Consider the following 24,379-nt stretch of genomic DNA (forward strand, 5'->3'; position numbering starts at 1 on the left):
CCCCGTGTGCGGTGGCCGTCGGCCCAGCCCCTTCCGGCTGGACCGCTAGTCGGTCGCGATGGCGTTCAGGACGTTCATGCGGCCCGCGCGGAACGCCGGGATCAGCGCGGCGAACAGGCCCACGAAGGCCGAGCCGACGAAGACGCCGGTGATCGTCGGCCAGGGGATCTCCAGGACCTTCAGGCCCTCCAGGGCGAGGAGCTTCTGGGCGGTCGCGCCCCAGCCCATGCCGAGCCCCAGGCCGAGCAGGGCGCCGAAGACGGCGATCACCACGGACTCCAGGCGGATCATGCGGCGCAGCTGGCGGCGGGAGAGACCGATGGCCCGCATGAGGCCGATCTCCCGGGTCCGCTCGACCACCGACAGGGCCAGGGTGTTCACCACACCGAGGACCGCGACGATGATCGCGAGGGCCAGCAGGCCGTAGATCATGTTCAGCAGCTGGCCGATCTGGTCCTTCAGCGCCTGCTTGTAGTCGGTCTGGTCGCGCACGGTCAGCGCCGGGTCGTCGCGCACCACCGACTTCAGCGCCTTGTAGGCGGCGGCTTCCTGCCCGTCCTTGGCGGTGGCGAACATGAGCTGGTCGAGGGGCATGCGGCCGGCCGGGACGTACCTGGCGGCGGTGGCGATCGAGACGTACATGGCGCCCTTGTCGACGACGACCTCGTCGCTGGTGATCGCCCGGACGGTCAGCTTCGCGGTGCGGCCGTCCTCGAAGTGGACGGCGACCGTGGAGCCGAGCTTGATGCCGTGGTCCTTGGCGAAGCCCTCGAAGACGGACATCGAGTCGGGCTTGTAGGCGTCGGCGAGGTCACCGGCGACGGTCTTGGTGCGCAGGTCCTGGACGTAGGTCGCGTCAGCCGCGTTGATGGTCTCCTTCTTGGAGACCCGGCCGTCCGGTGTGGTCAGGGACGCGTCCAGGAGCTTGTACTCGGTGACCCGCTCCAGGCCGGGCGTGTCCTTGATCTTCTGCACCATCTGGGGCTTGATCAGGTTGTACTCCTGCTCGCCCTGGATGATGAAGTCGGTGCCCACGGTCTTGTCCAGCTGGTCGGTGGCCGAGGCCACCATGGAGGAGCCGACCACCGACAGGCAGGCCACCAGGGCGAGGCCGATCATCAGGGCGGCGCCGGTGGCGCCGGTGCGGCGCGGGTTGCGCAGCGCGTTGCGCTCGGCCATGCGGCCCACGGGTCCGAAGACCCGCAGGAGGACCGCGCCGAGGACGCGGACCAGTCCGGCGGCGAGCAGCGGGCCGATGACGACGAAGCCGATGAGCGTGGCCACCACGCCCAGGCCCAGCCAGCCCGAGCCGGTCTTGGCCTGGTCGGCGGTGGCGGCGGTGTACAGGCACCAGCCGCCGGCGGCGGTCAGGAGCAGGCCGGTCACGGCCCGGACGGCACCGGCCTTGGCGTCGGCCGGGGCGCCCGCGTCGCGCAGGGCGGCCATCGGGGAGACCTTGCCGGCGCGCCGGGCGGGCAGGTAGGCGGCGAGGACGGTGACGACCACGCCGAGGAGCAGGCCGATGGCGGGGGTGGTCCAGGCGACGGTGAGGTCGTCGGTGGACAGGTTCATGCCGATCTGGCCCATGAGTTCCATCAGGCCGATCGCGATGCCGACGCCCGCGCCGACGCCGAGCACCGAGCCGAGGACGCCGAGCAGCAGCGCCTCGAGCAGCACGGACCGGTTGACCTGCTTGCGGGAGGAGCCGATGGCGCGCAGCAGGCCGATCTCGCGGGTGCGCTGGGCGACCAGCATGGAGAAGGTGTTGATGATCAGGAAGATGCCGACGAGGAAGGCGATCCCGGCGAAGCCGAGCATCGCGTACTTCATGACGTTCAGGAAGCTCTGGACGTCCTTCTGGTTGGCGTCGGCGACCTCCTTGGCGGTCTGCACCTTGTAGCCGTGCCCGAGGACGGCGGTGACGTTCTCCTTCAGCCGCGCGTCGGTGACGCCCTGGGCGGCCATGACGTTGACGTCGGTGTAGACGCCGGTCCGGCCGACGAGGGTCCGCTGGGCGGTCTTCGTGTCCAGGTAGAAGATCGCCGCGCCGGGGTTGGTGACCTTGAAGGCGGCGATGCCGGACACGCGCGCGTGGTGCGTGCCGACGGCCGTGATCACGCTGATCTCGTCGCCGAGCTTCAGGTGGTGCTTGCCGGCGGTGTCGGCGTCGACCATCACCTGGTCCGGGCCCTTGGGCGCGGTACCGGAGGTGATCTCCATGGTGCGGGCGTCGTTGCCGTTCCAGCTGCCGACGATGGTGGGGGCGCCGCTGGTGGGCGACAGCTTGTCCTTGCCGGCGTCGACGACGGTGACCGCGGTGGAGAACACCGTGCCCTCGGCCGACCGCACCCCCCGGGCCCCGCGGACCTTGGCGACCACGGAGGCGGGCAGCACGGGCGGCTTGCCGGTGCGGGAGGTGGTCTGCCCGGTGTCGGAGGAGCCCTTGGCGCTGACCTGGACGTCCGAGGACGTGGCCTGGAAGAGCTTGTCGAAGGTGGTGTTCATGGTGTCGGTGAACACGAGCGTGCCGCACACGAACGCCACCGACAGCAGGACCGCGATCGCCGACAGCGCCATGCGGCCCTTGTGCGCGAGGAAGTTGCGCATCGAGGTCTTCAGCACGGTCATGACGTGCGCCCCCGGGCGTCGAAGTCCTTCATGCGGTCCAGGACCTGCTCGGCCGTCGGCTGGTACATCTCGTCGACGATCCGGCCGTCGGCGAGGTAGAGCACGCGGTCGGCGTAGGAGGCGGCCACGGGGTCGTGGGTGACCATGACGATGGTCTGGCCGAGTTCGTCCACCGAGCGGCGCAGGAAGCCCAGGACTTCGGCTCCCGCGCGCGAGTCGAGGTTTCCGGTCGGCTCGTCCCCGAAGATGATCTCCGGGCGGGCGGCGAGCGCGCGGGCCACGGCGACGCGCTGCTGCTGGCCGCCGGAGAGCTGGGTGGGGCGGTGCTTGAGGCGCCCGGCGAGCCCGACGGTCTCCACCACGCGGTCCAGCCAGGCCCGGTCGGGCTTGCGGCCGGCGATGTCCATGGGCAGCGTGATGTTCTCGATCGCGTTCAGCGTCGGCAGGAGGTTGAACGCCTGGAAGATGAAGCCGATCCGGTCCCGGCGCAGCTGGGTGAGCTTCTTGTCCTTCAGGCCGGTGATCTCGGTCTCGTCCAGGTGGATCTGACCGCTCGTCACGGTGTCCAGGCCGGCGAGGCAGTGCATCAGGGTGGACTTGCCGGACCCGGAGGGGCCCATGATCGCGGTGAACTGGCCGCGGGCGATGTCCACGTCGACGTGGTCCAGGGCGACGACACGGGTCTCGCCCGACCCGTACGCCTTCACGACCTGCCGCGCCCGCGCGGCAACGGCCGTACGCCCTCCAGTGCCCCCGTGCCTGGGAATGGTCACAGCCGATGTCACGGTATGTCTCCTATGTCGGTTGACAAGTCGTGGTCGATGTCCCGGGGTTCCGGGCGTCGTCCTGGGTTACGTCGATGAGTCTCGCGGTCGGCGGGGGTGCCGCGCGCTGGTGCGGAGCCCCGTCTTTCCCGGGGGTAATCCCCACCCCCGCCGGTGCGGTCCGCCGCCCCCCAGCGGCGTACAGCCAGGTTAGGGAGCGCCCCCGGCCGGTCTCGTCCTCCGCCGGGACGAACCCTCCCCGAGCCGTAGTACGGAGGAACCCCTAGGGGTGCTCCACCGCCGGGTGGAGCCGTTCTCGGGGTGCCCTCCACCCGTCGGTGCGCGAGGCCTCCACCCTTTGGCCGCGTCGGGCTCCTGCCCGGCCCGCCGTGGGAAGCTGTCGTCCCGGTGGTACGTGCAGGGGGCACGGGGTAGCGTCCGACAGGGACCACGGGAGGGGTGCGCGGTGGGGAGGACGACACCGGCGGTGCGCGGCGGAGCCGGCCGGCGGCAGGACACCCGGCGGCGGGGCGCGGTGGTCGCCGCGCTCATGCTGGCGATGGCGCTGGCCGCGCTCGACTCCACCGTCGTCTCCACGGCCGTGCCGCAGATCGTCGGCGACCTCGGCGGGTTCTCCGTCTTCTCGTGGCTGTTCTCCGGCTACCTGCTCGCCGTCACCGTGACGCTGCCCGTGTACGGCAAGCTGTCCGACACCTTCGGCCGCAAGCCGGTGCTGGTGGTGGGCGCGGCCGTGTTCCTGCTCGGCTCGCTGCTGTGCGCGGCGGCCTGGAACATGGGGGCGCTGATCGCGTTCCGGATCGTGCAGGGCCTGGGCGGCGGGGCGTTGCAGGGCACGGTGCAGACGCTGGCCGCCGATCTGTACCCGCTGGCGGAGCGCCCGAAGATCCAGTCCAAGCTCTCCACGGTGTGGGCGGTCTCGGCGGTCGCCGGTCCCGGGCTCGGCGGGGTGCTCGCCGCCTACGCCGACTGGCGCTGGATCTTCCTGGTGAACCTGCCGATCGGCGCCGCCGCCCTGTGGCTGATCGTCCGTCACCTGCACGAGCCGGAGCGGGAGGAGACCCGCCCCGCGCGCGTGGACTGGGCCGGCGCGCTCGCGGTGTTCGCGTGCGGCGGGGTGCTGCTGACCGCGCTGGTGCAGGGCGGGGTGGCGTGGCCGTGGCTGTCGGCGCCGTCGCTGGCCCTGTCCGGCACGGGCCTGCTGCTGGTCGCCGTGGTGGTGTGGGTGGAGCGGCGGGCCGCGGCGCCCATCATCCCGGGCTGGGTGTGGCGGCGCCGGACGATCGCGGCCGTCAACCTGGCGCTGGGCGCGCTGGGGCTGCTGATGGTGGCGCCGAGCGTGTTCCTGCCGACGTACGCGCAGTCGGTGCTGGGGCTCGCGCCGGTGGCCGCCGGGTTCGTGCTGTCGGTGTGGACGCTGAGCTGGCCGGTGTCGGCCGCGCTGAGCCAGCACGTCTACCGGCGGATCGGCTTCCGGGACACCGCGCTGCTCGGCATCGGCCTGGCGGCGCTGATCCTGTTCGCGTTCCCGTTCCTGCCGTATCCGGGGTCGTGGTGGCAGCCGACGCTGCTGATGCTGCTGCTGGGCGGGGCGCTGGGACTGTTCCAGCTGCCGCTGATCGTCGGGGTGCAGTCGACCGTGGGCTGGTCGGAGCGGGGCACCACGACGGCGTCGGTGCTGTTCTGCCGGCAGACCGGCCAGACCCTGGGCGCGTCCCTGTTCGGCGCCGTCGCCAACGGCGTGCTGGCCGCGCGGCTCGGCGGGGCGGGCGACCTGGACTCCGTCACGCGCGCGCTGGACGCCGGTACGGCTCCCGAGGCGACCCGGCGGGCCATCGCCGAAGCGGTCCACACGGTCTACCTGGGCGCGGCGGTCGCGGCGGCCCTGGCCTTCGTGGTGCTGCTGGTGGTGGCGCCCCGCCGGTTCCCGGTGCTCCAGGACTGAACCCGGGCGGGTCGACTCGGGTGACACCCCAGGTGGCGTGCCCGTCCTCCCGGGGGCAAGCGCATACCGACCGGCCAGTTCGGTGAAAACGCCGCGCGGCCCGGGACGCGCGAGTAGCGTGCGTGGCTCAGCTCTCCCACCTCCCTGCGGTCCGCCGCCACGGACCCGAGCCGCGCAAGGAGCCCCGGGATGTCCTACGACCCGCCGCACCCGTCGTACTCACCGCACCCGCCCGAGCCGTCGTACCCGGCACGGCCGGCCTACCCCTGGCAGCCGCCCGCGCCGCCCGGACCGGAGCGCCCGGTCCGCCGGGCGCCGCGCGCGCCCCTGGGCCGCCACAGCGACCTGCGCCTGCTGCGCGGCGCCTACCGCTGGCAGCGGCGCACCGCCACGCTCACCGCGCTGGGCTACTTCACGCTGTTCCTCGTCCTGTCCGCGTACGCGCCCGGCGTCATGACCCGCACGGTCGCCGACGGCATCCCCGCCGGGCTGCTGCTCGCCCTGCTGCAACTCCCCGTCACCTGGCTGGCGATCGCCCTGTACGAGCACACCGCGCGCCGGTACGTCGATCCGCTCGCCGACCGCATCCGCAGGCACGCCGAACTCGACGCGCGGCGCGGAGCGGCCCGATGACGGCCGCCGCCGGTGCGGCGTCCACCGGCTTCAGCGACTCCGCGCAGACCATGTCCCTGGTGGCCTTCTCCACCGCCGCCACCGTGACCCTGCTGCTGTGCGTGATGACCGGCCCCGACCGCGACGACCTGGACGAGTTCTACACCGGCTACGGCTCCCTGTCCCCGCTGCGCAACGGCCTCGCCATCGCCGGCGACTACGTCTCCGCCGCCACCGTCCTCGGCACCGGCGGGGTGATCGCCCTGTGCGGCTACGACGGTGTCGTCCTCGCCCTCAGCACGGCCCTGTCGCTGATGCTGCTGATGTTCCTGCTGGCCGAACCCCTGCGCAACGCGGGCCGGTTCACCATGGGCGACGCCCTCGCCCGCCGGCTGCCGGGACGCTGCGTACGGATCACGGCCTGCGCGGTGACCATCGCCGCGCTGCTGCCGCTGATGCTCGTCCAACTGGCCGGGACCGGGCAGCTGATGGCCTTCATCCTCGGCTTCACCAACGAGTCCCTGAAGACCGGATGCGTCGTGGGACTCGGCCTGCTCATGATCGCCTACGCGGCGATCGGCGGCATGAAGGGCACCGCGCTCATCCAGATCCTGAAGATCGTGCTGCTGGTCGGCTCCGGCGCCGTGGTCGCCCTCCTGGTCCTGCGCCGCTTCGACTGGGACCCGGGCGCCCTGTTCACCGCCGCCGCACGGCAGAGCGGCGCCGGGCCGCGCTTCCTGCGCTCCGGGCTGGAGTTCGGCACCACACCCACGGGCCGCGCCGACATGATCGCCTCACAGCTGACCGTCGTCCTCGGCGGCGCCTGCCTGCCGCACATCACCATGCGCATGTACACCGCCTCCAGCGCCCGCCAGGTGCGCCGCTCGATGTCCTGGGCGGTCTGCCTCGTCGCCCTGTTCGTCCTCGTCATCACGGTGGTCGGGTTCGGCGCCACGGCCCTGCTCGGGCGTACGGCGATCGCCACGGCCGACCCGCAGGGCAACACGGCGTACCTGATGGGCTCGCGCGCGGTGTTCGGCGCCGACGTGTCGACGGCGGAGGGCCTCCTGTTCACCCTGGTCACCACCGCGCTCTTCCTGACCCTGCTCGCCTCCGTGGCCGGAATGATCCTCGCCTGCGCCAACTCCCTCGCGCACGACGTGTTCGCCGCCCGGGTGCCGGAGATGCCGGCCCGCCGCGAGATGACCCTGGCCCGCGTCTCGGCGCTCGCCACGGGCGTGCCGACGATCCTGCTCGCCACCCTGGTGCAGCACCACAGCCTGCAGCCCCTGGTCACGCTCTCCTTCTGCCTGGGCGCCTCCGCCCTCGCCCCCGCCCTGGTCTACGGCCTGTTCTGGCGCCGCTACACCCGCGGCGGGCTGCTGGGCACGCTGATCGGGGGCTCGCTGACCGTGCTGCTGCTCATGCCGGGCACCAACCTCGTCTCCGGATCACCCGTCTCCGCCTTCCCCGGCGCCGACTTCAACTGGTTCCCGTTCACCACCACCGGCATCGTCTCCATCCCGGCCGGCTTCTTCTTCGGCTGGCTCGGCACGGTGTTGTCGGGCCGCGCGAAGGCGGAACGGCAGCGGCACCAGTACGAGGCCGTGGAGGGCTGGATCCTGGCGGGAGCGGTACGCAAGGGAAGGTGACGAAAACACCGGCCCGCGGCTACTCCAGGACCACCCTGCCGGTCAGCGAGACGAGGGTCTCGCGCACGGAGTCCATGTGCGCCTGCATCTCGTCCCACAGCTCGCCGTGCTCGCGCAGCACCCGTTCCGTCTCCCCGGCGATGCGCTCCTCCTGCGCACGCGCCTCGGCGATGATCTCCGCGGCACGCGCGCTCGCCTCCTCCGGGGAACGGCGCTCGTACTCCTCGGCCTCCGCCAGGGCACGCTCGGCCTCGGCCAGCTCGGCCTCGGCCCGGCTCGTCCGCTCGGCGTACCCGGCGTCCAGCTCCGCCAGCCGATCGGCCTCCTCCCGCTCGGCCCGCGCCCAGCGCGCGGCGTGCTTCTGGGACTGCTCGGCGAGCATGCCCTCGGTGCGCCGGCGCGCCTCACGCAACTCCGCGAGCGACTCCATGCGCCCCGACTTCATCGCGCGCCGGGCGCCCACGCGGATGCCCTCGGCCTCGGTCTCCACGGCGAGGAGCCACTGACGGGCCCGTTCGTCGGCCTCCGCGCGGACCGCGTCCGCCGCCTCCCGCGCCTCCCGCAGGACGCGCTCGGCGTCCGCCTCGGCCCGCGCGACTTCCTCCGCGGCCTCGCGCCGGGTGCGTTCCAGCAGGTCCGCCGCCTCGTCGAGCACGCACTGGTACAGCTTGCGGGCGCCTTCCCCGAGCGTCTCGTACGTCTGCGGCGCAAGCTCGGCGACGGTCTCGCGCAGCAGCGCGGCCTCCGCCCCCATGTCCTTGGCGAGGACGGTCAGCCGGGCGGCACGCTCCCAGGCGGCGTCCCGGTCCTCGGACAGCGCCTCCAGGAACGCCTCGACCTGGTCGGGTCGGTAGCCACGCCCCCGCACGGTCGCGAAGCCGTGCGGTGGCATCGATGCGCTGCTCACCCTGGGGACCCCTCTCCACCGGACCTGCATGACAGGATGATTTCGTGCATATCTTGATGGATGGGAAGTAACGGTTCATAACGCGACACTCCGCAGACACGTCACGCCGACGCCCCGAACGGCCCCCTCACGGACACGCACCGGCCTCCGCACGCACAACGCGCCGGCCTCCGCACGCACAACGCGCCGGCCTCCGCACGCACAACGCGCCGGGCCCCGCACGCGTTGCGCGTGCGGGGCCCGAAGGATCACACCCGGCGACCGGGCTACGGCCGGACTACAGCAACCCGTCCCACATCTGCTCCAGCAGCACCGACCACCAGCTCTCCGGCGAACCGAGCGCCGCCGGGTCGAGGGCGGCCAGCTGCGCCTGGAAGTCGACGGTCCAGCGGCCCGCCTGCTCCTGGTTCAGCCCGTACCTGAGCCGCCACATCCGCCCCAGCAGCGCCAGGCACCGGGTGAACTCCGGCAGCCCGGTGTTCACGAACTGCGGCGGCACCGGCGCACCGCCCGGCCCCGCCTCCACCGGCACGGCCACGATGTTCGCCGTCCCGTACTGCACACAGACCGCCTTGCCGAAGTCCGTGCCCATGACGAGGTACGACCCCGCGTCCGCCGCCGGCCGCACCCCGCGCTCCGCCGCCAGCTCCGCCAGCGTCGGCACCGGCCGGCCCGGCTGCGCCTGCGCCCAGAAGAACGGCCCCATGTCCAGCGGCAGCCCCGCCACGACCAGGGTGTGCGCCACGATCGGCGGCACACCCTGCCGGGACACCGCCTGCTGTTCGAACCGGAAGACACCCGGACCGAACGCCCCGGCCAGCTCCTGCGCGATCCCCTCCGGGGGCACCGGCGGCGCGGCCTGCACCGGCGGCAGCGGCGCCCGCACCGGCGCCGGCCGCGCGGGACCGTCCGCCACCTGGTGCAACTCGCCCTGGTGCGCCAGCAACTGCCGCATGCCCTGCTGCCGGCTCGCCTGGTCCGTGCCGTACGGCGCGATGCTCGCGATCCTCGCCTGCGGCCACTGCTCCCGGATCATCCGCGCGCAGTACGCCCCCGGCAGCTCGCACGACTCCAGCTCCGTGTGCAGCTCGAGCACCTGGTCCGGCGGCACGTTCATGGCCCGCAGCTCGTGGAAGATCTGCCACTCCGGGTGCGGCGTCCCCGGCGCCGAACGCCGGATCAACTGCTGCTCGGACCCGTCCTGCGCGCGGTACCGCAGCACGGCCTGATAACCGGGACCGACCGTCGGCTGCCCCTGCCGCGGATACCCGTACGCCGCTGCCTGCCCGGGCATGGGACCACCCGGCGGCGGCATGGCACCCGGAGGCACGGGGGGCTGCGCGACGGGAGCGGCGGGGGGCATCCCCGGGACGCCGGGGGGCGGGGGCGGCTGGGCGCCGGGCGGCATGGCGGAGGCACCCGGCGCCGGGGGCACGCCCGGGACGCCGGGCGGCATGGGCATGCCCGGGGCGCCCGGCATGCCGGGAGCGCCGGGTACCGGCGGCGGGGGCACGCCCGGCCCGGCCACCGGCGGAGCGGCCAGCACGGTCTCCGCGTGATGCACGGCACCGTGAGCGGAGGGCGTTCCGGGGGTTCCGGGCGCGTTCGGCGGCTGCGGGAAACCTGCGGCGCCGGGACGGCCCGGAGCGGCCGGAGGCTGGGGCGCGCCGGGCGCGCCGGGGGTTCCCGGCACGTTCGGCGCGCCGCCCGGGGCGTTGTGCATAGCGGGGGCGCCCGGAGCCGCCGGGGCACCGGCCGCACTCGGGCCGCCCGGGACGCCCTGCCCACCCGGCGCACCGGGCGGCTGCGGCGCACCCGGACCGCCCGGAGCCGCAGGGCCGCCGGCCGGGTTCGGCATGCCCGAGGCGCCCGGGGCACCCGGCGGCTGCGGTGCCGGTCCGTTCAGCCGGCTCGGGTCGGCCAGGACCGTGGCCGCGTGGTGCGCACCGCCCGGCGGCCGCGTCCCGCCCGCGTTCCCCGGTCCGTCCTGCGCCTCGGGGCTCTCCGGCCCGACCGCCGGCACCAGCCGCGTCGGCACGTACCCGCCCGCCGGCGGGGGCGGCGTCGCCGCGCTCCCCAGGCGCGCGCCCGGCGCACCCGGGGCGCCAGGCGGCGGAGGCGGCGCGCCGACCCCGCCGCGCCCCTTCTTCGGCGGCGCCGCCTTGCTCGTCGCGGCGTCCGCGATCTCCCCCGCGTTCGGCGCGAGCCGCCGCTCGGGCCCGCCCGGGGCCGCCGGAGACTGCGGCACCTGCGGCGCACCGCCCGGCGCCGGCGGATAGCCGTACCCCGGAGCCCCGGACCCCTGCGGATAGCCGTACGCCGGGGCGCCCGACGGACCGGCGGGCGCGGCAGTCGGGGGCGGGGCGCCCTGCGCCGGCGGAACGTGCGGATGGCCGTACGCCGGCGTGCCCGGCGGCGGCGGGGGCACGCTGCCCTGGCCGACGCCCGGCGCACCCGGCGGGACGGCGGCCCCCGGTGCGCCGCCCTGCGCACCCGGCAGATCGAGCGCCGGCGCGACCGCCGTCGGCGGCAGCCGGCTGCCGCCCGACATCAGGGCGGTCGGCGCGTCCGGCGCCACCGCCGGCGGACGCGGCGCCTCGTCCGCGTCGCCCAACGGCGGCGCGAACACCGTCGCGGGCAGCGGCACCGAACGGTCGTCCTCACCGGGCCCGGCGTTCGTGTCGGTACCGGCCCACGGCGTGGCCCCCACGGGCACCTCCGCTCCCGCGGGCACCCCGGCCTGCGTCTCGGCCTGCGTCCCGGCCGGCCCGCTCCCGCCGGACGCAGCCGCCGCACCGGACGCCGTACCACCGGCCGCACCCCCGCCGACAGCCGGAGCAGACCCACCGTCGGCGGACGCCCGCGCGACCGGACCCGGCGCATCCGCCCCCTCCGCGCGCCGCTCCCCCAGCCCCAGCTTGTCCGCCGCCTCCTGCAACCACTCAGGAGGCGTCAGCAGGAACGACGTCTGGTTCAAATCCAACCGCGCGGCCGCGGGCGCCGGCACCGCCTCCCGCGACCCGTCCGCACGGCCGTACTCCTCCTCGTACCGGCGGATCACCTCACCCACCGGCAGCGCGGGCCACAGCGTCGCCTCCCCGCTGTCCCGGGCGATGACCAGCCGCTGTCCGCCCGCGTCCGAACGCGGACCCTCCGCCCGGTCCTCGCCCCACACCACGAACCCCAGCTCGAACTCCCGCACCCGCACCTCACGGTGCTGGTACGCGGGCACGTCGCCGTTGATCCACTCCTCGGCGCGCTCCTGCGCCTGCGCGTACGTCACCATCGCTCGCCGCTCACTCCCCCACCGGGCCGGACGACGCCGAGCCGGAAGCCACCGGCACGACACGGACGAAACCGCCGTCCACCATCAGACGGGCCACCGTCTCCAACTCCGGCGGACTGCCCGCCAGCCGGGACAGGAACGCGTCGAAGTCGTCACCGCACGGCAGCAGCAGCCGCTCCACCCGCTCCTCCGGCGACCACGACGGATCCACGTCCCGCACGTCGTCATACGCGCAGAACCACACCGAACCGACCCGCTCGCCCCTCACCTTCACCGCGAGCAGCCCGCCCTGCACGAAGGCCACACCGAGGTAGTCCTTCGTCAGATGGTCACGCAGGCACTTGTTCACGTACACCAGGTCATTGACCGCGGCCTCGTCCCGCACCGTGAAGAACGGCTGGTCCAGCAGCAGCCCCCACCCCGCGTCCAGCGCCGTGCCGACCGGCGCGCACCCGCCCGCCGCCTTCAGGAACGAGCGGTAGGCGCCCGGCAGCCGGTAACCGAGGTCCTCCTCGACCCCCTGCACCTGCGCCTCCGTCACCGCCACCCCCGACTTCGGCAGCCCGAAATGCGCCGGCCGCGACTCCTGCAACGGCCGCGTACCCCGCTTGCCGTGGTCCACCGGCGCCGTCGCCACGCCACCGTGATGCCGCAGCAACGCCTTCACCTCGACCGGCACCAGCTCCAGCCGCCGCGTACCCGCCACGTGATGCCACGTCCAGCCGTGCGGCGTCGCCACATCCGGCACCGTGTCCCACAACTCGTGCCCCGCCGCCGCCAGCGCCGCGTTCGCCGACACGCAGTCCGTCAGCCGCAACTCGTCGACCCCGAACCCCTCCGGCGGCTCGGCGATCTCCACCGCCACGCGCGCGTACGGCGAGAAATCCGGGTAACCCCGCTCATCGACCCGTACCCCTCTCGGGTGACGTGCCGCCCGCACCGGATCCGGAAAGTGCACGACCTGCCCGGCATAGGCCGCGTTCGGCGGCGCGGCTTGCCCACCGGCCTGGCCGCTGGGCGGCACACCCAGCCCGAGCCGACCTGTCGTCATGGCGGTTGCCCCCTGCGGCGTTCTCTCTGGCCTGAACGGCGGTGTCGATCGCGGATGGCGACAGCCTATGCGGTACGCCAATCCCGGTCACCGGCCCACCGCGACCCCGCCCCGGCACCCGGCCGCCCCCACCCCGCCCCCTTCGTGACCAGCCGTCACCCCACCGTCACAGCCCGCCCGGACACGGGCGTGTCGCACCGCCCCAGCTTCCACACCAGCCACGGCATTTGGCACCCTGTGTCCTTCGGGGGGACGCCCGGGGAGGGAAGAACGATCATGAACGCTCTGCAGACCGGAGGTACCGACGTGCGGGCCGGCGACCCTCGCATCGACTGGAGCGGCACCGACACACCCCCCGCCCCCACCCTCCGGCACCGCCGCGACGGCATCCTGCCCACCGTCGCCGCCGCCCTCTCCGTCCGCGGCGCCACCCTCACCGGCACCGCCGCCCGCAGCGACCAGCCCCCGGCCCTGCACCCCCTCGTCCAGGACTTCCTCGACACCCTCACCAGCGACCAACGCGACCGCTTCACCGGCCGCTGCGCCGAAACCATCCTCATCTCCCGGCACATCGCCGCCGCCGACGCCACCCGCAGCAAACGCGCCGCCCGCAGACCCATGACCAACGGCGAAGCCCGCAAAGCCCTCAAACACGCCAAACTCACCGCCCGCCGCATACGCGAGGACGGCGACCCCCTCCACGGCAGCTTCGCCACCCCCTGCCGCGCCTGCACCGCCCTCAGCGCCCACTTCGGCGTCCGCATCGTCGACCCCACCCCCACCGCCGACTGACCCCCGGCGACCAGCGACACCACCGGAACCACCAGCACGCACGACGATCGAAGGGCAGATGCACCCCGACCGCACCTCCACCACCCGCTTCCCCGTACCCGTCGACGCCGCCCTGCGCGCCGCCGGCTGGCAACCCGGACGCTGGGACATAAAGCAGGCCGAGTTCTGGGCCGACGCCCTCCGCGAACACACCTCACCCGCCGGACACCGGCACACCGTGTTCCCCGCCGCCGTCGAAGCCTGGGCCGAATTCGGCGGCCTGAGCATCACCCCCACCGGCCCCGGCCGCCAGATCGCCCCCGCCGGCCTCCGCGTCGACCCCCTCCACGGCCTCCACCACGCCCGCACCCTCGGCGACCTCGGCCGCGCCCTCGGCACCGAACTCAGCCCCCTCGGCCAGGAGACCGACAACACCGCCCTCCTCGCCATCGACGCCGAAGGCCGCGTCTACACCATCGACCACACCGGCGACTGGTACCTCGGCCCCGACATCGACCACGCCCTCGCCACCCTCATCACCGGCATCCGACCGGTCCGCCTCACAGCCGGCTGACCCCCCGCACACACGCGACACCCCGCCGGCACCGGCCCCCGGCGACCCGCCCCCACGCCGGCTACGCCGGGATCACCGCCGACACCCGGAAACCCCCCGCGTCCGTCGGACCCGACACGAACACCCCGCCCAGCGCCACGACCCGCTCCCGCATCCCCACCAAGCCGTTCCCACCCGACGGCAACCCCGCCGCCGACGCCGACGCCGGCTCCGGCGGCGGCCCGTTCTCCACCTGCATCGCGATCTCCGACACCCGGTGCGCCAACCGCACACGCGTCTTCGCACCCGCCGCGTGCTTGTGGACGTTCGTCAACGCCTCCTGCACCACCCGGTACGCCGTCTGCTCCACCTCCGCCGCATACGACCGCACCTCCCCCTCGACCGACAACTCCACCACCATCCCCGCGGCGGCCGACTGCCCGATCAGCTCATCCAGCTCCGACAGACACGGCCCCTCCACCGCCCCCTCCACCTCGGCCACCCGAGAAGCCGCCGCCGCGGCCGCCTCCCCCACCGCCGCCAACGGCGCCGACACCGCACCCCGGCCCGCACCCTCCCCCGCCCGCAACACCCCCAGCATCTCCCGCAACTCCGTCAACGCCTGCCGCCCCATGTCCCCCACCAGCGCCGCGTTCCGCACCGCCTTCTCCGGATCCTTCCGGGCCACCGCCTGCAACGCCGCCGCATGCACCACCATCAGACTCACCCGGTGCGCGACCACGTCGTGCATCTCCCGGGCGATCCGCGTCCGCTCCTCGCTGCGCGCCCACTCGGCCCGCTCCTCCGCCCGCTCCGCGAGCAACTGAAGCTCCCGCTCCAGACTGTCCGCCCGCTCCCGCAGACTCTCCATCAACCGCCGCCGCGCCCCCACGTACAACCCCAGCAGCACCGGCGGAGCCGTCAGCCCCAACGCCGTCGTCACCGCCGCGAACGGCACGAACCAGTCACCCAGCGTCAGATCCCCGCGCGACATGTCCTGCCGCACCCGCACGAACGTCACCACCGCCGTCCCCAGCAGCGACATCCCCGACAACGCCCCGATGATCCGCCGCGGCAGCTCACACGCGGCCAGCGTGTACAGACCCACCACACCCATCAGGAAACCCATCTGGGCCGGCGTGATCGCGATCGCCACCAGCACCACCGCGATCGGCCACTTCCGCCGCACCAGCAGCACCGAACCGGCGACCAGACCGAACACGATCCCCACGGACGCCGGAATCCCCGCGTCCCGCGCGAACGGAATCCCCTCCGCCGCGCACTCCAGAGCGGACGCCAGCGCGAGGCCCCCGTCGAACACCGCGCTGCGCCGCCTCACCCACCACCAAGGGCCGGTCAACGCCCTCTCGTGGTCTTCCCCCGTCGTGGTCATGGCTCCAGCCTACGGGCGAGCGGTGCGGCATTTCCGGTGACTTTCGCCTACCACCACACGCCACCCTCCGTGACCGAACGACCTCGAAACCACCCGCTTTCCCTCGAACTGGTGAACCTCTGCCGTTCGACCCCGGAACCCGGCATTCCGTCCGGACGGTATGCGTATGGCACATTCACCGGGCAAATACGCCGACTTCGAGGGGCTGCGGGAACAGGCGGTGACCCTCCGCCGGGCCGGCCACAGCCTCCGCCAGATCCGAGACGAGCTGAAGATCTACAACAACGACATCCTCAACCAACTGGTGAAGGGCGAACCCCCGCCGGAGTGGACGAAGCGCCCGAGGGCGAAGGACGACCTTCGCGAGAGGGCGCGGGAGCTACGGCTCCAAGGCTGGACGTACGACCGGATCGAGGCGGAACTGGGCTGCTCACGAAGCTCCGTGTCGCTGTGGGTGCGGGATCTGCCGCGGCCGGAGCGGCGCGATCCGGCAGAGCAGGCGAAGCTCGCAGCCCGCAAGCGGTGGGAGCATGAACTCGCAGTCCGCGAGGAGAAGCGACGCCGGACCAAAGCAGCCGCCACAGCGGAGATCGGCGCCATGTCCGATCGCGACCTGTTCATCGCGGGCATCGCGCTCTACTGGGCCGAGGGCACCAAGGACAAACCCCACGCCCGACGTGAGCGAGTCGCGTTCGTCAACAGTGACCCGAGCATGATCCGCCTGTTCCTTGCCTGGCTCGACCTGCTCCAGGTGAAGCGCGACTCGCTGAGCTATCGTCTGATGATCCACGAGTCGGCCGACGTACAGGGTGCCGAGCAGTACTGGGCAGACCTCGTCGAAGCCGACCGCGACAGCTTCGGCAAGACAACCCTCAAACGGCACAACCCCAAGACGGTCCGGAAGAACACGAACGAGAGCTACCGAGGTTGCCTCGTCGTCACGGTCCGGCAGAGTGCCGAGCTGTACCGTCGCATCGAGGGCTGGTGGTACGGCATAGTAGGTGCTGCCACCGCGCCCGATCTAGGAAATCGGACATAGCGGTAATCCCGGGTCGTCTAAGGGCAAGACGTCAGATTTTGGTTCTGATCATGGGGGTTCGAGTCCTCCCCCGGGAGCGCAATGCTCAGTGCGGGCCCTGACACCACCGTCAGGGCCCGCACTCACGTCCCCCTCAACCGCCCCCGGTATCCTGCGGCTGTCACCCCCACCCACCCACAGCCGAAGGGCAACCCCGTGAGCGCCATCCGCCCGGCCGCCGTCGTCGTTCTCGCAGCGGGTGAGGGCACCCGTATGAAGTCGGCCACACCCAAGGTCCTGCACGACATCTGCGGCCGTTCCCTGGTCGGACACGTGCTGGCCGCCGCCCGTGAGCTGGACCCGCAGCACCTCGTCGTCGTCGTGGGCCACGCCCGTGAGCAGGTCGGCGCGCACCTCGCCGAGATCGACCCGGCCACCAGGACCGCCGTGCAGGCGGAGCAGAACGGGACCGGGCACGCCGTGCGGATGGGTCTGGAGGAGCTGGGCGGGTCCGTGGACGGGACCGTCGTGGTGGTGTGCGGGGACACCCCGCTGCTCACCGCCGACACGCTCCGGCGGCTCACGGGGACGCATCACGCGGACGGCAACGCGGTGACCGTGCTGACCGCCGAGGTCCCGGACGCGACCGGTTACGGCCGGATCGTGCGGGACGGGGCGACGGGTGCCGTGACCGCGATCGTGGAGCACAAGGACGCGTCCGAGGCGCAGCGGGCGATCCGGGAGATCAACAGCGGTGTGTTCGCGTTCGACGGGCAGTTGCTGGCGGACGCGTTGAAGAAGGTGCGGACGGACAACAGCCAGGGTGAGGAGTACCTCACGGACGTGCTGGGGATTCTGCGGGAGGCCGGGCACCGGGTGGGGGCGTCGGTGGCGGCCGACCACCGTGAGATCGCCGGGATCAACAACCGTGTGCAGCTCGCGCAGGCGCGGCGGATTCTGAACGACCGTCTGCTGGAGCGGGCGATGCTGGAGGGGGTCACGATCGTCGATCCGGCGACGACGTGGGTGGATGTGACGGTGGCCTTCGAGCGGGACGCGGTGGTGCATCCGGGGACGCAGCTGACGGGGTCGACGCGGCTGGGTGAGGGTGCCGAGGTGGGGCCGAACAGCCGGCTGAAGGACACCGAGGTGGGTCCGGGGGCGCGGGTGGACAACACGGTGTCGGACGGGGCGGTCGTGGGGGCGGGGGCGTCGGTGGGACCGTACGCGTATCTGCGGCCGGGGACCCGGCTGGGTGCGAAGGGCAAGATCGGGACGTACGTCGAGACGAAGAACGCGTCGATCGGGGAGGGCACGAAGGTGCCGCATCTGTCGTACGTGGGGGACGCGCGGATCGGTGACTACACGAACATCGGCGCGGCGAGCGTGTTCGTGAACTATGACGGTCAGGACAAGCATCACACCACGGTGGGGTCGCACTGCCGGACGGGTGCGGACAACATGTTTGTGGCTCCTGTCACGGTGGGGGACGGTGCCTACACCGCGGCGGGGTCGGTGATCACGAAGGATGTGCCGCCCGGTTCGCTGGCCGTGGCCCGTGGTCAGCAGCGGAATATCGAGGGCTGGGTGGCCCGGAAGCGTCCGGGGAGCGCGGCGGCGAAGGCGGCCGAGGCGTCGTCGGGGCAGGGTGGGAACGAGGACTGACCGGAAACGCGTGCGCCAAACACGGCGTACCGTGATAAGTGCACATCCGTATGTGTGCATCCTGCACCCTTACCAGCTGATTCGGCCTCTCACGCCCAGCCGAGAGGTCGCCGAGCAGCCGGCTGGCTGAGACAACCTCTGAGGAGACTGTGCTGTGACCGGGATCAAGACGACCGGCGAGAAGAAGATGATGTTCTTCTCCGGCCGCGCCCACCCCGAGCTTGCCGAGGAGGTCGCCCAGCAGCTGGGTGTCGGGGTCGTCCCGACGAAGGCCTTCGACTTCGCGAATGGTGAGATCTACGTCCGTTACCAGGAGTCGGCTCGTGGTGCGGACTGTTTTCTGATCCAGAGCCACACGGCTCCGATCAACAAGTGGATCATGGAGCAGCTCATCATGATCGACGCGTTGAAGCGTGCTTCGGCGCGGTCGATCACCGTGATCGTGCCGTTCTACGGTTACGCGCGGCAGGACAAGAAGCACCGGGGTCGTGAACCGATCTCGGCGCGTCTGATCGCGGATCTGATGAAGACGGCGGGTGCGGACCGCATCCTGACCGTGGATCTGCACACGGATCAGATCCAGGGTTTCTTCGACGGTCCGGTGGATCACTTGTTCGCGCTGCCGCTGCTGGCGGACTACGTGGGTGCGAAGGTGGACCGGGACAAGCTGACGGTGGTGTCGCCGGACGCGGGCCGGGTGCGGGTGGCGGACCGGTGGTGTGACCGGCTCGGTGCGCCGCTGGCGATCGTGCACAAGCGGCGTGACAAGGACGTGGCGAACCAGGTGACCGTCCACGAGGTCGTGGGTGAGGTCGAGGGTCGTGTGTGTGTCCTGGTGGACGACATGATCGACACGGGTGGCACGATCTGCGCGGCCGCGGACGCGTTGTTCGCGCATGGTGCGGAGGATGTCATCGTGACGGCGACGCATGGTGTGCTGTCGGGTCCGGCGGCCGATCGGCTGAAGAACTCGCGGGTGAGTGAGTTCGTGTTCACGAACACGCTGCCGACGCCGGGTGAGCTGGCGGCGGATCTGGACAAGATCAAGGTGCTGTCGATCGCTCCGACGATCGCGAGTGCGGTGCGTGAGGTGTTCGAGGACGGCTCGGTGACCAGCCTCTTCGACGAGCAGTGAGGTTTCTGCGCTCAGTTCCGCACGCCCGTGCGCACCCGTAGGTGATCGTTTTGGGTACGGCCTCCCCCTCCGAGTAGACTGCTGCAGTTGCTCGGCGAGGGAGGCCGTACTCGTGTACGGCGGTCCGTTATCGACGCGCTCTTCGTAGCAGGCCGTTCGTGGCCGGGTGACCACGTCCGTTCCGATTTTCTACGAGGAGTGATCCATATGTCCGAGGTGAAGCTCAGCGCCGAGACCCGCACCGAGTTCGGCAAGGGTGCGGCCCGCCGCATCCGCCGTGACAACAAGGTGCCGGTCGTTCTGTACGGCCACGGCTCCGACCCGGTGCACCTGACCCTGCCGGGCCACGACCTGCTGCTGGCGCTGCGTACGCCGAACGTCCTGATCTCCCTGGACATCGACGGCAAGACCAACGAGCTGGCGATCCCGAAGGCCGTGCAGCGCGACCCGCTGAAGGGCTTCCTTGAGCACGTCGACCTCCAGCTGGTCAAGCGGGGCGAGAAGGTCACGGTCGAGATCTTCGTCCACACCGAGGGCGAGCTGGCGCCGGGCGGCAACCTGCTGGAGCACGTTCTGAACGCGCTGCCGGTGGAGACCGAGGCCACGCACATCCCCGAGTCGGTCACCGTCTCCGTCGAGGGCCTGGAGGCCGGTGCCTCCATCCTCGCCAAGGACATCCCCCTCCCCTCCGGCACCACGCTGGCCGTCGAGGAGGACACGGTCGTCCTGCAGGTCCTGGCCGCCCAGGCCGAGGAGACCGAGGGCGAGGGCGCCGAGGGCGAGGAGGCGGCCGAGGCCTGATCCTCGCCGTCGTCATCATCTGTTCAGCCGCCGCCTCCCTCGCCGGGGGCGGCGGCTGGCGCGTATCAAGGAGACATGGACGTGACCACCGCCGCCAGTGATCCCTGGCTGATCGTCGGGCTCGGCAATCCCGGGCCGGAGTACGCCATGAACCGGCACAACATCGGTTTCATGGTGGCCGACCTGCTCGCGGAGCGGATCGGGGGGAAGTTCAAGCGGGCGGGCAAGGCGCAGGCGCAGGTGCTGGAGGGGCGGATCGGTCCGGCGGGGCCGGGGAGCCGTCGGGTGGTGCTGGCGAAGCCGATGTCGTACATGAACCTGTCCGGTGGTCCGGTGAACGCGCTGCGGGACTTCTACAAGGTTCCGGTGGGGAACATCGTCGCGGTCCATGACGAGCTGGACATCGACTACGCGACGCTGCGGCTGAAGCTCGGCGGCGGTGACAACGGGCACAACGGTCTGAAGTCGATGACGAAGGCGATGGGGCCGGAGTATCACCGGGTGCGGTGCGGGATCGGCCGGCCGCCGGGCCGGATGCAGGTGGCGGATTTCGTGCTGAAGGACTTCTCGTCGGCGGAGCGCAAGGAGCTGGACTGGTTCGTGGACCGTGCGGCGGACGCGGTGGAGTGTCTGGTGGAGGAGGGGCTGGAGCGGGCGCAGAGCGCGTACAACTCCTGACTTGTCCGGGCTTGGCCCCGCGGGGAGTTGACCGGCCGTGGGGGTATGGCCAATGATCCCGGCCATGCCTGCCTCAGCCAGTACCGCTCGTCAGGCGTCCGTGTCCGCGTTGCGGTTCGGACGGGTGGCGGCGATGGGTGCGCTCGCCGCGCTGATCGTGTTCGCCGGGGTGCGGGGGTCCTGGGGGACCGCCCAGCACGTGATGCTGGCGAAGGGGCGTGAGTCCGGCTCGGTGACGGTGACGCGGTGTGCCGGGGACACCTGTACGGGGCCGTTCGTGCCGTCGTCGGCGGGGGCGCGGCCACGCGCGCGTGTGGAGATCGGGAAGTCGGTGGCGGTGCGCACGGGGGCGACGTACTCCGTGGTGCTGAAGCCCGGTACCGCGGAGGCGGTGCGGTCGGGTCCGGCGGGCATCCTGTACGCGTGGGTGCCGATGGGCGGGGCGCTGCTGCTGGCCTCGGTGGTGGTGGCGGGCGGGATGCGGCTGGCCCGGGTGGCCTGGGTGCTGGGGTTGTCCGGTGCGGTGCTGCTGACGGCGGCGTTCGTGGCGTTGCAGTGAGAGTGAGCGGGGAAGGGGGTGCCCCCGGGGTCGTACGGCCTCGGGGCACCCCCTTTTTTTTCCGGCGGGTCAGCCGGTGTTGCGCAGGCCCGCCGCCACGCCGTTGACGGTGAGGAGCAGGGCGCGGGAGAGCAGCGGGTCGGGGTCGGTGCCGGCCGCGACGGCGTCGCGCTGCCGCTTGAGCAGGGTGACCTGGAGGTAGGAGATGGGGTCCAGGTAGGCGTCGCGGATGGCGAAGGTCTGCTTGAGGACCGGCTGGGCGTCCAGGAGTTCCTGCTCGCCGGTGATGCGCAGGACTTCGCTGACGGTCAGCTCGTGTTCGGCCTTGATGGTGTCGAAGACGTGCTTGAGTTCGTCGGGGACGAGGGTGTCGACGTAGTGCTGGGCGATCCGCAGGTCCGTCTTGGCGAGGGTCATCTCGACGTTGGAGATGAAGTTGCGGAAGAAGTGCCATTGTTCGTGCATCTCGCCGAGCACGGTGTCCAGGCCGGTTTCCCGCAGTGCCTTGAGGCCGGAGCCGACGCCGAACCAGCCGGGCACGATCTGCCGGGACTGGGTCCAGCCGAACACCCACGGGATGGCGCGCAGGCCGTCGAGCGAGACGCCCGAGCCGGGGCGGCGGGAGGGCCGCGAGCCCAGGTGCAGCTCGGCGAGCTGGTCGACGGGCGTGGAGGCGAGGAAGTACGTCGGCAGGTCGGGGTCCTCGACCAGGCGGCGGTAGGCGGCGTGGGCGGCGTCGGAGACGACGTCCATGGCCGCGTCCCAGCGGGCGAGGGCCTCGTCGGACTGGCGGGGTGCGGTGTGCAGGGCGGAGGCCTGGAGGGTGGCCGCGACGGTCAGTTCCAGGTTCTCCCGGGCGAGGGAGGGGATGAGGTACTTGTCGGAGATGACCTCGCCCTGCTCGGTGACCTTGATCTCGCCCTCCAGGGTGCCCCAGGGCTGGGCGAGGATGGCGTCGTGGGAGGGGCCGCCGCCGCGGCCGACGGTGCCGCCGCGGCCGTGGAAGAGGCGCAGGCGTACGCCGTAGCGGTGGGCGACGTCGCGCAGCCGGCGCTGGGCGCGGTGGATCTCCCACTGGCTGGTGGTGATGCCGCCGAACTTGGAGGAGTCGGAGTAGCCGAGCATGACCTCCTGGACGTCGCCGCGCAGCGCGACCAGGCGCCGGTAGGACGGGTCGGAGAGCATGTCCTCCAGGATGGTGTCGGCGGCCTTGAGCTCGTCGGTGGTCTCCAGGAGGGGCACGATGCCGATCTTGGCCCAGCCGGCGTGCAGGTCGAGCAGGCCGGCCTCGCGGGCGAGGACGGCGGCGGCGAAGACGTCGTCGGCGCCCTGGCACATGGAGATGATGTAGGACTCGACGACCTCGGGGCCGAAGACCTCCAGGGCGCGCTTGACGGTCTGGAAGACGCCGAGGGTCTTCTGCGCGGCGGCGTCGACGGGGGCCGGGGTGGGCGCGAGCGGCCTTCTGGAGCGCAGTTCCTTGGCGAGGAGCTTGGCCCGGTACTCGCGGGGCATGTCGGCGTAGCACCAGGACTCCTCGCCGAGCCGGTCGAAGAGCTGGCCGAGGGCGTGGTGGTGGGCGTCGGCGTGTTCGCGGACGTCCATGGTGGCGAGCTGGAGGCCGAAGGCGGCGAGGGTGCGGATGGTGCGGGCGAGGCGGCCGTCGGCGAAGAGGCCGCCGCGGTGTTCGCGCAGGGAGGCCTGGATGATGCGCAGGTCGTCGAGCAGTTCGCCGGTGCCGAGGTAGTCGCGGCCCTCCTCGTGCGGGGTGCCCTTGGCGAGGCGCTGCTTGGTGTTCTCCAGCTTCTGCCGGACGCAGGTGGCCTTGAGCCGGTAGGGCTCCTCGGCGTTGAGGCGCTTGTAGCGGGGGCTGATCTCGGGGAGCAGTTCCAGGTCGGTCTTGAGGGAGTCGAGGAGTTCCTCGGTGGCGCCGGTGTAGCGGATGGAGTTGGAGAGCAGTCCGCGCAGCTCGTCGATCATCTCCAGGGCGTCGTTGATGCCGTGTTCGTGCTGGAGGATGAGGACGTCCCAGGTGACCTGGGGGGTGACGTTGGGGTTGCCGTCGCGGTCGCCGCCGATCCAGGTGCCGAAGGTGAGGGGGCGGGTGTCGTCGGGGAGCTTGACGCCGACGCGTTCCAGTTCGGCGGTCAGGTCCTCCAGGACGTCTCCGACGGCGTCGGCGTGCAGTTCGTCCAGGTAGTAGATCGCGTTGCGGGCCTCGTCCGCGGGTTCGGGGCGTACGACGCGCAGCTCGTCGGTCTGCCAGACGAGGTCGATGTTCTCGGCGAGGCGGACGTCGTGGCGGCGGCGGTCGGATTCGAGGACGGGGGTGTCCAGGAGCGCGGCGATGCGCCGGAGCTTGTTGAGGACGGAGCGGCGCGCGGCCTCGGTGGGGTGCGCGGTGAAGACCGGGCGGACGTTGAGGTTCTGGACGGTCTGCCGCAGGTGCTCGGGGTCGGCGTCCTTGAGCCGGTCGGCCGTGCGGGCGAGCAGACCGCCCTCGGCGGCGCGCCGGGCGCGCAGTTCCCGGCCGCGGTGCACCTGTTCGGTGATGTTGGCGAGGTGGAAGTAGGTGGAGAAGGCGCGGACCAGCTTGGCCGCGGTCTCCAGTTCGGTGCCGCGCAGCAGCTCGGCGGCGGCGTCACCGTCTTCGCGGGTGAGGCGGCGGACCTTCTCGACCAGTTCCAGGAGTTCGGGGCCTTCCTGCCGGACGAGGGTCTCCCCCAGGAGATCACCCAGCCGGCGGATGTCGGCGCGCAGCTCGCTGCTGGTCGTGGTGGTCTGGTCGTCGGCACTGCTCACAGGTGCGGCTCCTTGCAGTGTTGAAGCTCGTCTGGGAGGGAACCCGGCCGGCTGCCACACACGGCGGGTGCCGCATACGGGCCGGAGGGTCCGGGAAGGAAACTTCAGCGGACCGCGCTGTCCGACCGAGTCCAAGGATAG

The 24,379-nt window shown here is 72.2% G+C and carries 18 protein-coding genes and 1 tRNA gene; 12 read left to right on the plus strand and 7 right to left on the minus strand.

Going from position 1 to position 24,379, the window contains the following annotated elements; all coding sequences use genetic code 11:
• Positions 1-45 precede the first annotated feature (45 nt).
• Together ACZ5DC_RS15510 and ACZ5DC_RS15515 are read right to left on the minus strand one after the other, a co-directional pair.
• The gene (locus ACZ5DC_RS15510; protein WP_468652947.1) at positions 46-2,628 is read right to left on the minus strand and encodes an ABC transporter permease; all 2,583 of its coding nucleotides are present in this window, start codon (positions 2,626-2,628) and stop codon (positions 46-48) included.
• Positions 2,625-3,413 carry an ABC transporter ATP-binding protein gene (locus ACZ5DC_RS15515; protein WP_171155529.1) on the minus strand — a complete coding sequence of 263 codons (789 nt, stop codon included), beginning with the start codon at positions 3,411-3,413 and terminating at the stop codon, positions 2,625-2,627. The genes ACZ5DC_RS15510 and ACZ5DC_RS15515 overlap by 4 nt, the downstream gene beginning before the upstream one ends.
• 445 nt (positions 3,414-3,858) lie before the next feature.
• Here ACZ5DC_RS15515 and ACZ5DC_RS15520 point away from each other — a divergent pair, with 445 nt between their 5' ends.
• The 3 genes from ACZ5DC_RS15520 (at position 3,859) to ACZ5DC_RS15530 (ending at position 7,619) form a co-directional block, all read left to right on the plus strand.
• Positions 3,859-5,355, plus strand: a complete 1,497-nt coding sequence (locus tag ACZ5DC_RS15520; protein ID WP_468652950.1) for an MFS transporter — start codon at positions 3,859-3,861, stop codon at positions 5,353-5,355.
• A gap of 189 nt (positions 5,356-5,544) precedes the next feature.
• The gene (locus ACZ5DC_RS15525) at positions 5,545-5,988 is read left to right on the plus strand and encodes a DUF485 domain-containing protein (RefSeq protein WP_468652952.1); all 444 of its coding nucleotides are present in this window, start codon (positions 5,545-5,547) and stop codon (positions 5,986-5,988) included.
• Positions 5,985-7,619: a sodium/solute symporter gene (locus tag ACZ5DC_RS15530; protein WP_468652954.1), complete on the plus strand. Its 1,635-nt coding sequence runs from the start codon at positions 5,985-5,987 to the stop codon at positions 7,617-7,619. The genes ACZ5DC_RS15525 and ACZ5DC_RS15530 overlap by 4 nt, the downstream gene beginning before the upstream one ends.
• A gap of 19 nt (positions 7,620-7,638) precedes the next feature.
• Here the strand turns inward: ACZ5DC_RS15530 and ACZ5DC_RS15535 are convergent, their stop codons facing one another.
• From ACZ5DC_RS15535 to ACZ5DC_RS15545, 3 genes are all read right to left on the minus strand, one after another.
• A complete protein-coding gene (locus ACZ5DC_RS15535) occupies positions 7,639-8,526 on the minus strand; it encodes a DivIVA domain-containing protein (protein WP_468652956.1) in 888 nt (295 codons plus the stop codon).
• A 277-nt stretch (positions 8,527-8,803) separates the two neighbouring features.
• Positions 8,804-11,812 (minus strand): SUKH-4 family immunity protein, encoded by a 3,009-nt coding sequence (locus ACZ5DC_RS15540; protein ID WP_468652958.1) that lies wholly within the window; start codon positions 11,810-11,812, stop codon positions 8,804-8,806.
• A gap of 10 nt (positions 11,813-11,822) precedes the next feature.
• On the minus strand, positions 11,823-12,863 hold the full coding sequence (locus ACZ5DC_RS15545; RefSeq protein ID WP_468652960.1) for an SMI1/KNR4 family protein: 1,041 nt from the start codon (positions 12,861-12,863) through the stop codon (positions 11,823-11,825).
• Between the two features lie 276 nt (positions 12,864-13,139).
• Here ACZ5DC_RS15545 and ACZ5DC_RS15550 point away from each other — a divergent pair, with 276 nt between their 5' ends.
• Entirely contained in the window at positions 13,140-13,655 is a 516-nt protein-coding gene (locus ACZ5DC_RS15550) for a YwqJ-related putative deaminase (RefSeq protein WP_366749673.1), read from the plus strand.
• A gap of 58 nt (positions 13,656-13,713) precedes the next feature.
• Positions 13,714-14,208 (plus strand): SUKH-3 domain-containing protein, encoded by a 495-nt coding sequence (locus tag ACZ5DC_RS15555; RefSeq protein ID WP_468652962.1) that lies wholly within the window; start codon positions 13,714-13,716, stop codon positions 14,206-14,208.
• Positions 14,209-14,269: 61 nt separating this feature from the next.
• Here ACZ5DC_RS15555 and ACZ5DC_RS15560 read toward each other — a convergent pair whose 3' ends face one another.
• Positions 14,270-15,580 carry a sensor histidine kinase gene (locus ACZ5DC_RS15560; RefSeq protein WP_468652964.1) on the minus strand — a complete coding sequence of 437 codons (1,311 nt, stop codon included), beginning with the start codon at positions 15,578-15,580 and terminating at the stop codon, positions 14,270-14,272.
• Between the two features lie 166 nt (positions 15,581-15,746).
• On the opposite strand from ACZ5DC_RS15560, the gene ACZ5DC_RS15565 reads away from it, so the two are divergent.
• From ACZ5DC_RS15565 to ACZ5DC_RS15595, 7 genes are all read left to right on the plus strand, one after another.
• Complete coding sequence (locus ACZ5DC_RS15565) at positions 15,747-16,619, plus strand: terminase gpP N-terminus-related DNA-binding protein (protein WP_468652966.1); 873 nt, start codon at positions 15,747-15,749, stop codon at positions 16,617-16,619.
• A 6-nt stretch (positions 16,620-16,625) separates the two neighbouring features.
• Positions 16,626-16,696 (plus strand) — tRNA-Gln (locus tag ACZ5DC_RS15570).
• 118 nt (positions 16,697-16,814) lie between these two features.
• A complete protein-coding gene (gene glmU, locus ACZ5DC_RS15575; RefSeq protein WP_468652968.1) occupies positions 16,815-18,263 on the plus strand; it encodes a bifunctional UDP-N-acetylglucosamine diphosphorylase/glucosamine-1-phosphate N-acetyltransferase GlmU in 1,449 nt (482 codons plus the stop codon).
• Positions 18,264-18,417: 154 nt separating this feature from the next.
• Positions 18,418-19,398 (plus strand): ribose-phosphate diphosphokinase, encoded by a 981-nt coding sequence (locus ACZ5DC_RS15580; RefSeq protein WP_366749678.1) that lies wholly within the window; start codon positions 18,418-18,420, stop codon positions 19,396-19,398.
• A 207-nt stretch (positions 19,399-19,605) separates the two neighbouring features.
• Positions 19,606-20,199 (plus strand): 50S ribosomal protein L25/general stress protein Ctc, encoded by a 594-nt coding sequence (locus ACZ5DC_RS15585; protein ID WP_468652971.1) that lies wholly within the window; start codon positions 19,606-19,608, stop codon positions 20,197-20,199.
• 75 nt (positions 20,200-20,274) lie between these two features.
• Positions 20,275-20,877, plus strand: coding sequence for an aminoacyl-tRNA hydrolase (gene pth / locus ACZ5DC_RS15590; protein WP_468652973.1), 603 nt, complete (start codon positions 20,275-20,277; stop codon positions 20,875-20,877).
• A gap of 52 nt (positions 20,878-20,929) precedes the next feature.
• The gene (locus ACZ5DC_RS15595; RefSeq protein WP_468653535.1) at positions 20,930-21,436 is read left to right on the plus strand and encodes a hypothetical protein; all 507 of its coding nucleotides are present in this window, start codon (positions 20,930-20,932) and stop codon (positions 21,434-21,436) included.
• Between the two features lie 69 nt (positions 21,437-21,505).
• Here the strand turns inward: ACZ5DC_RS15595 and ppc are convergent, their stop codons facing one another.
• Complete coding sequence (gene ppc / locus ACZ5DC_RS15600; protein ID WP_468652975.1) at positions 21,506-24,238, minus strand: phosphoenolpyruvate carboxylase; 2,733 nt, start codon at positions 24,236-24,238, stop codon at positions 21,506-21,508.
• Positions 24,239-24,379 lie beyond the last annotated feature (141 nt).

The organism is Streptomyces sp. NPDC031445 (genome assembly GCF_055581365.1).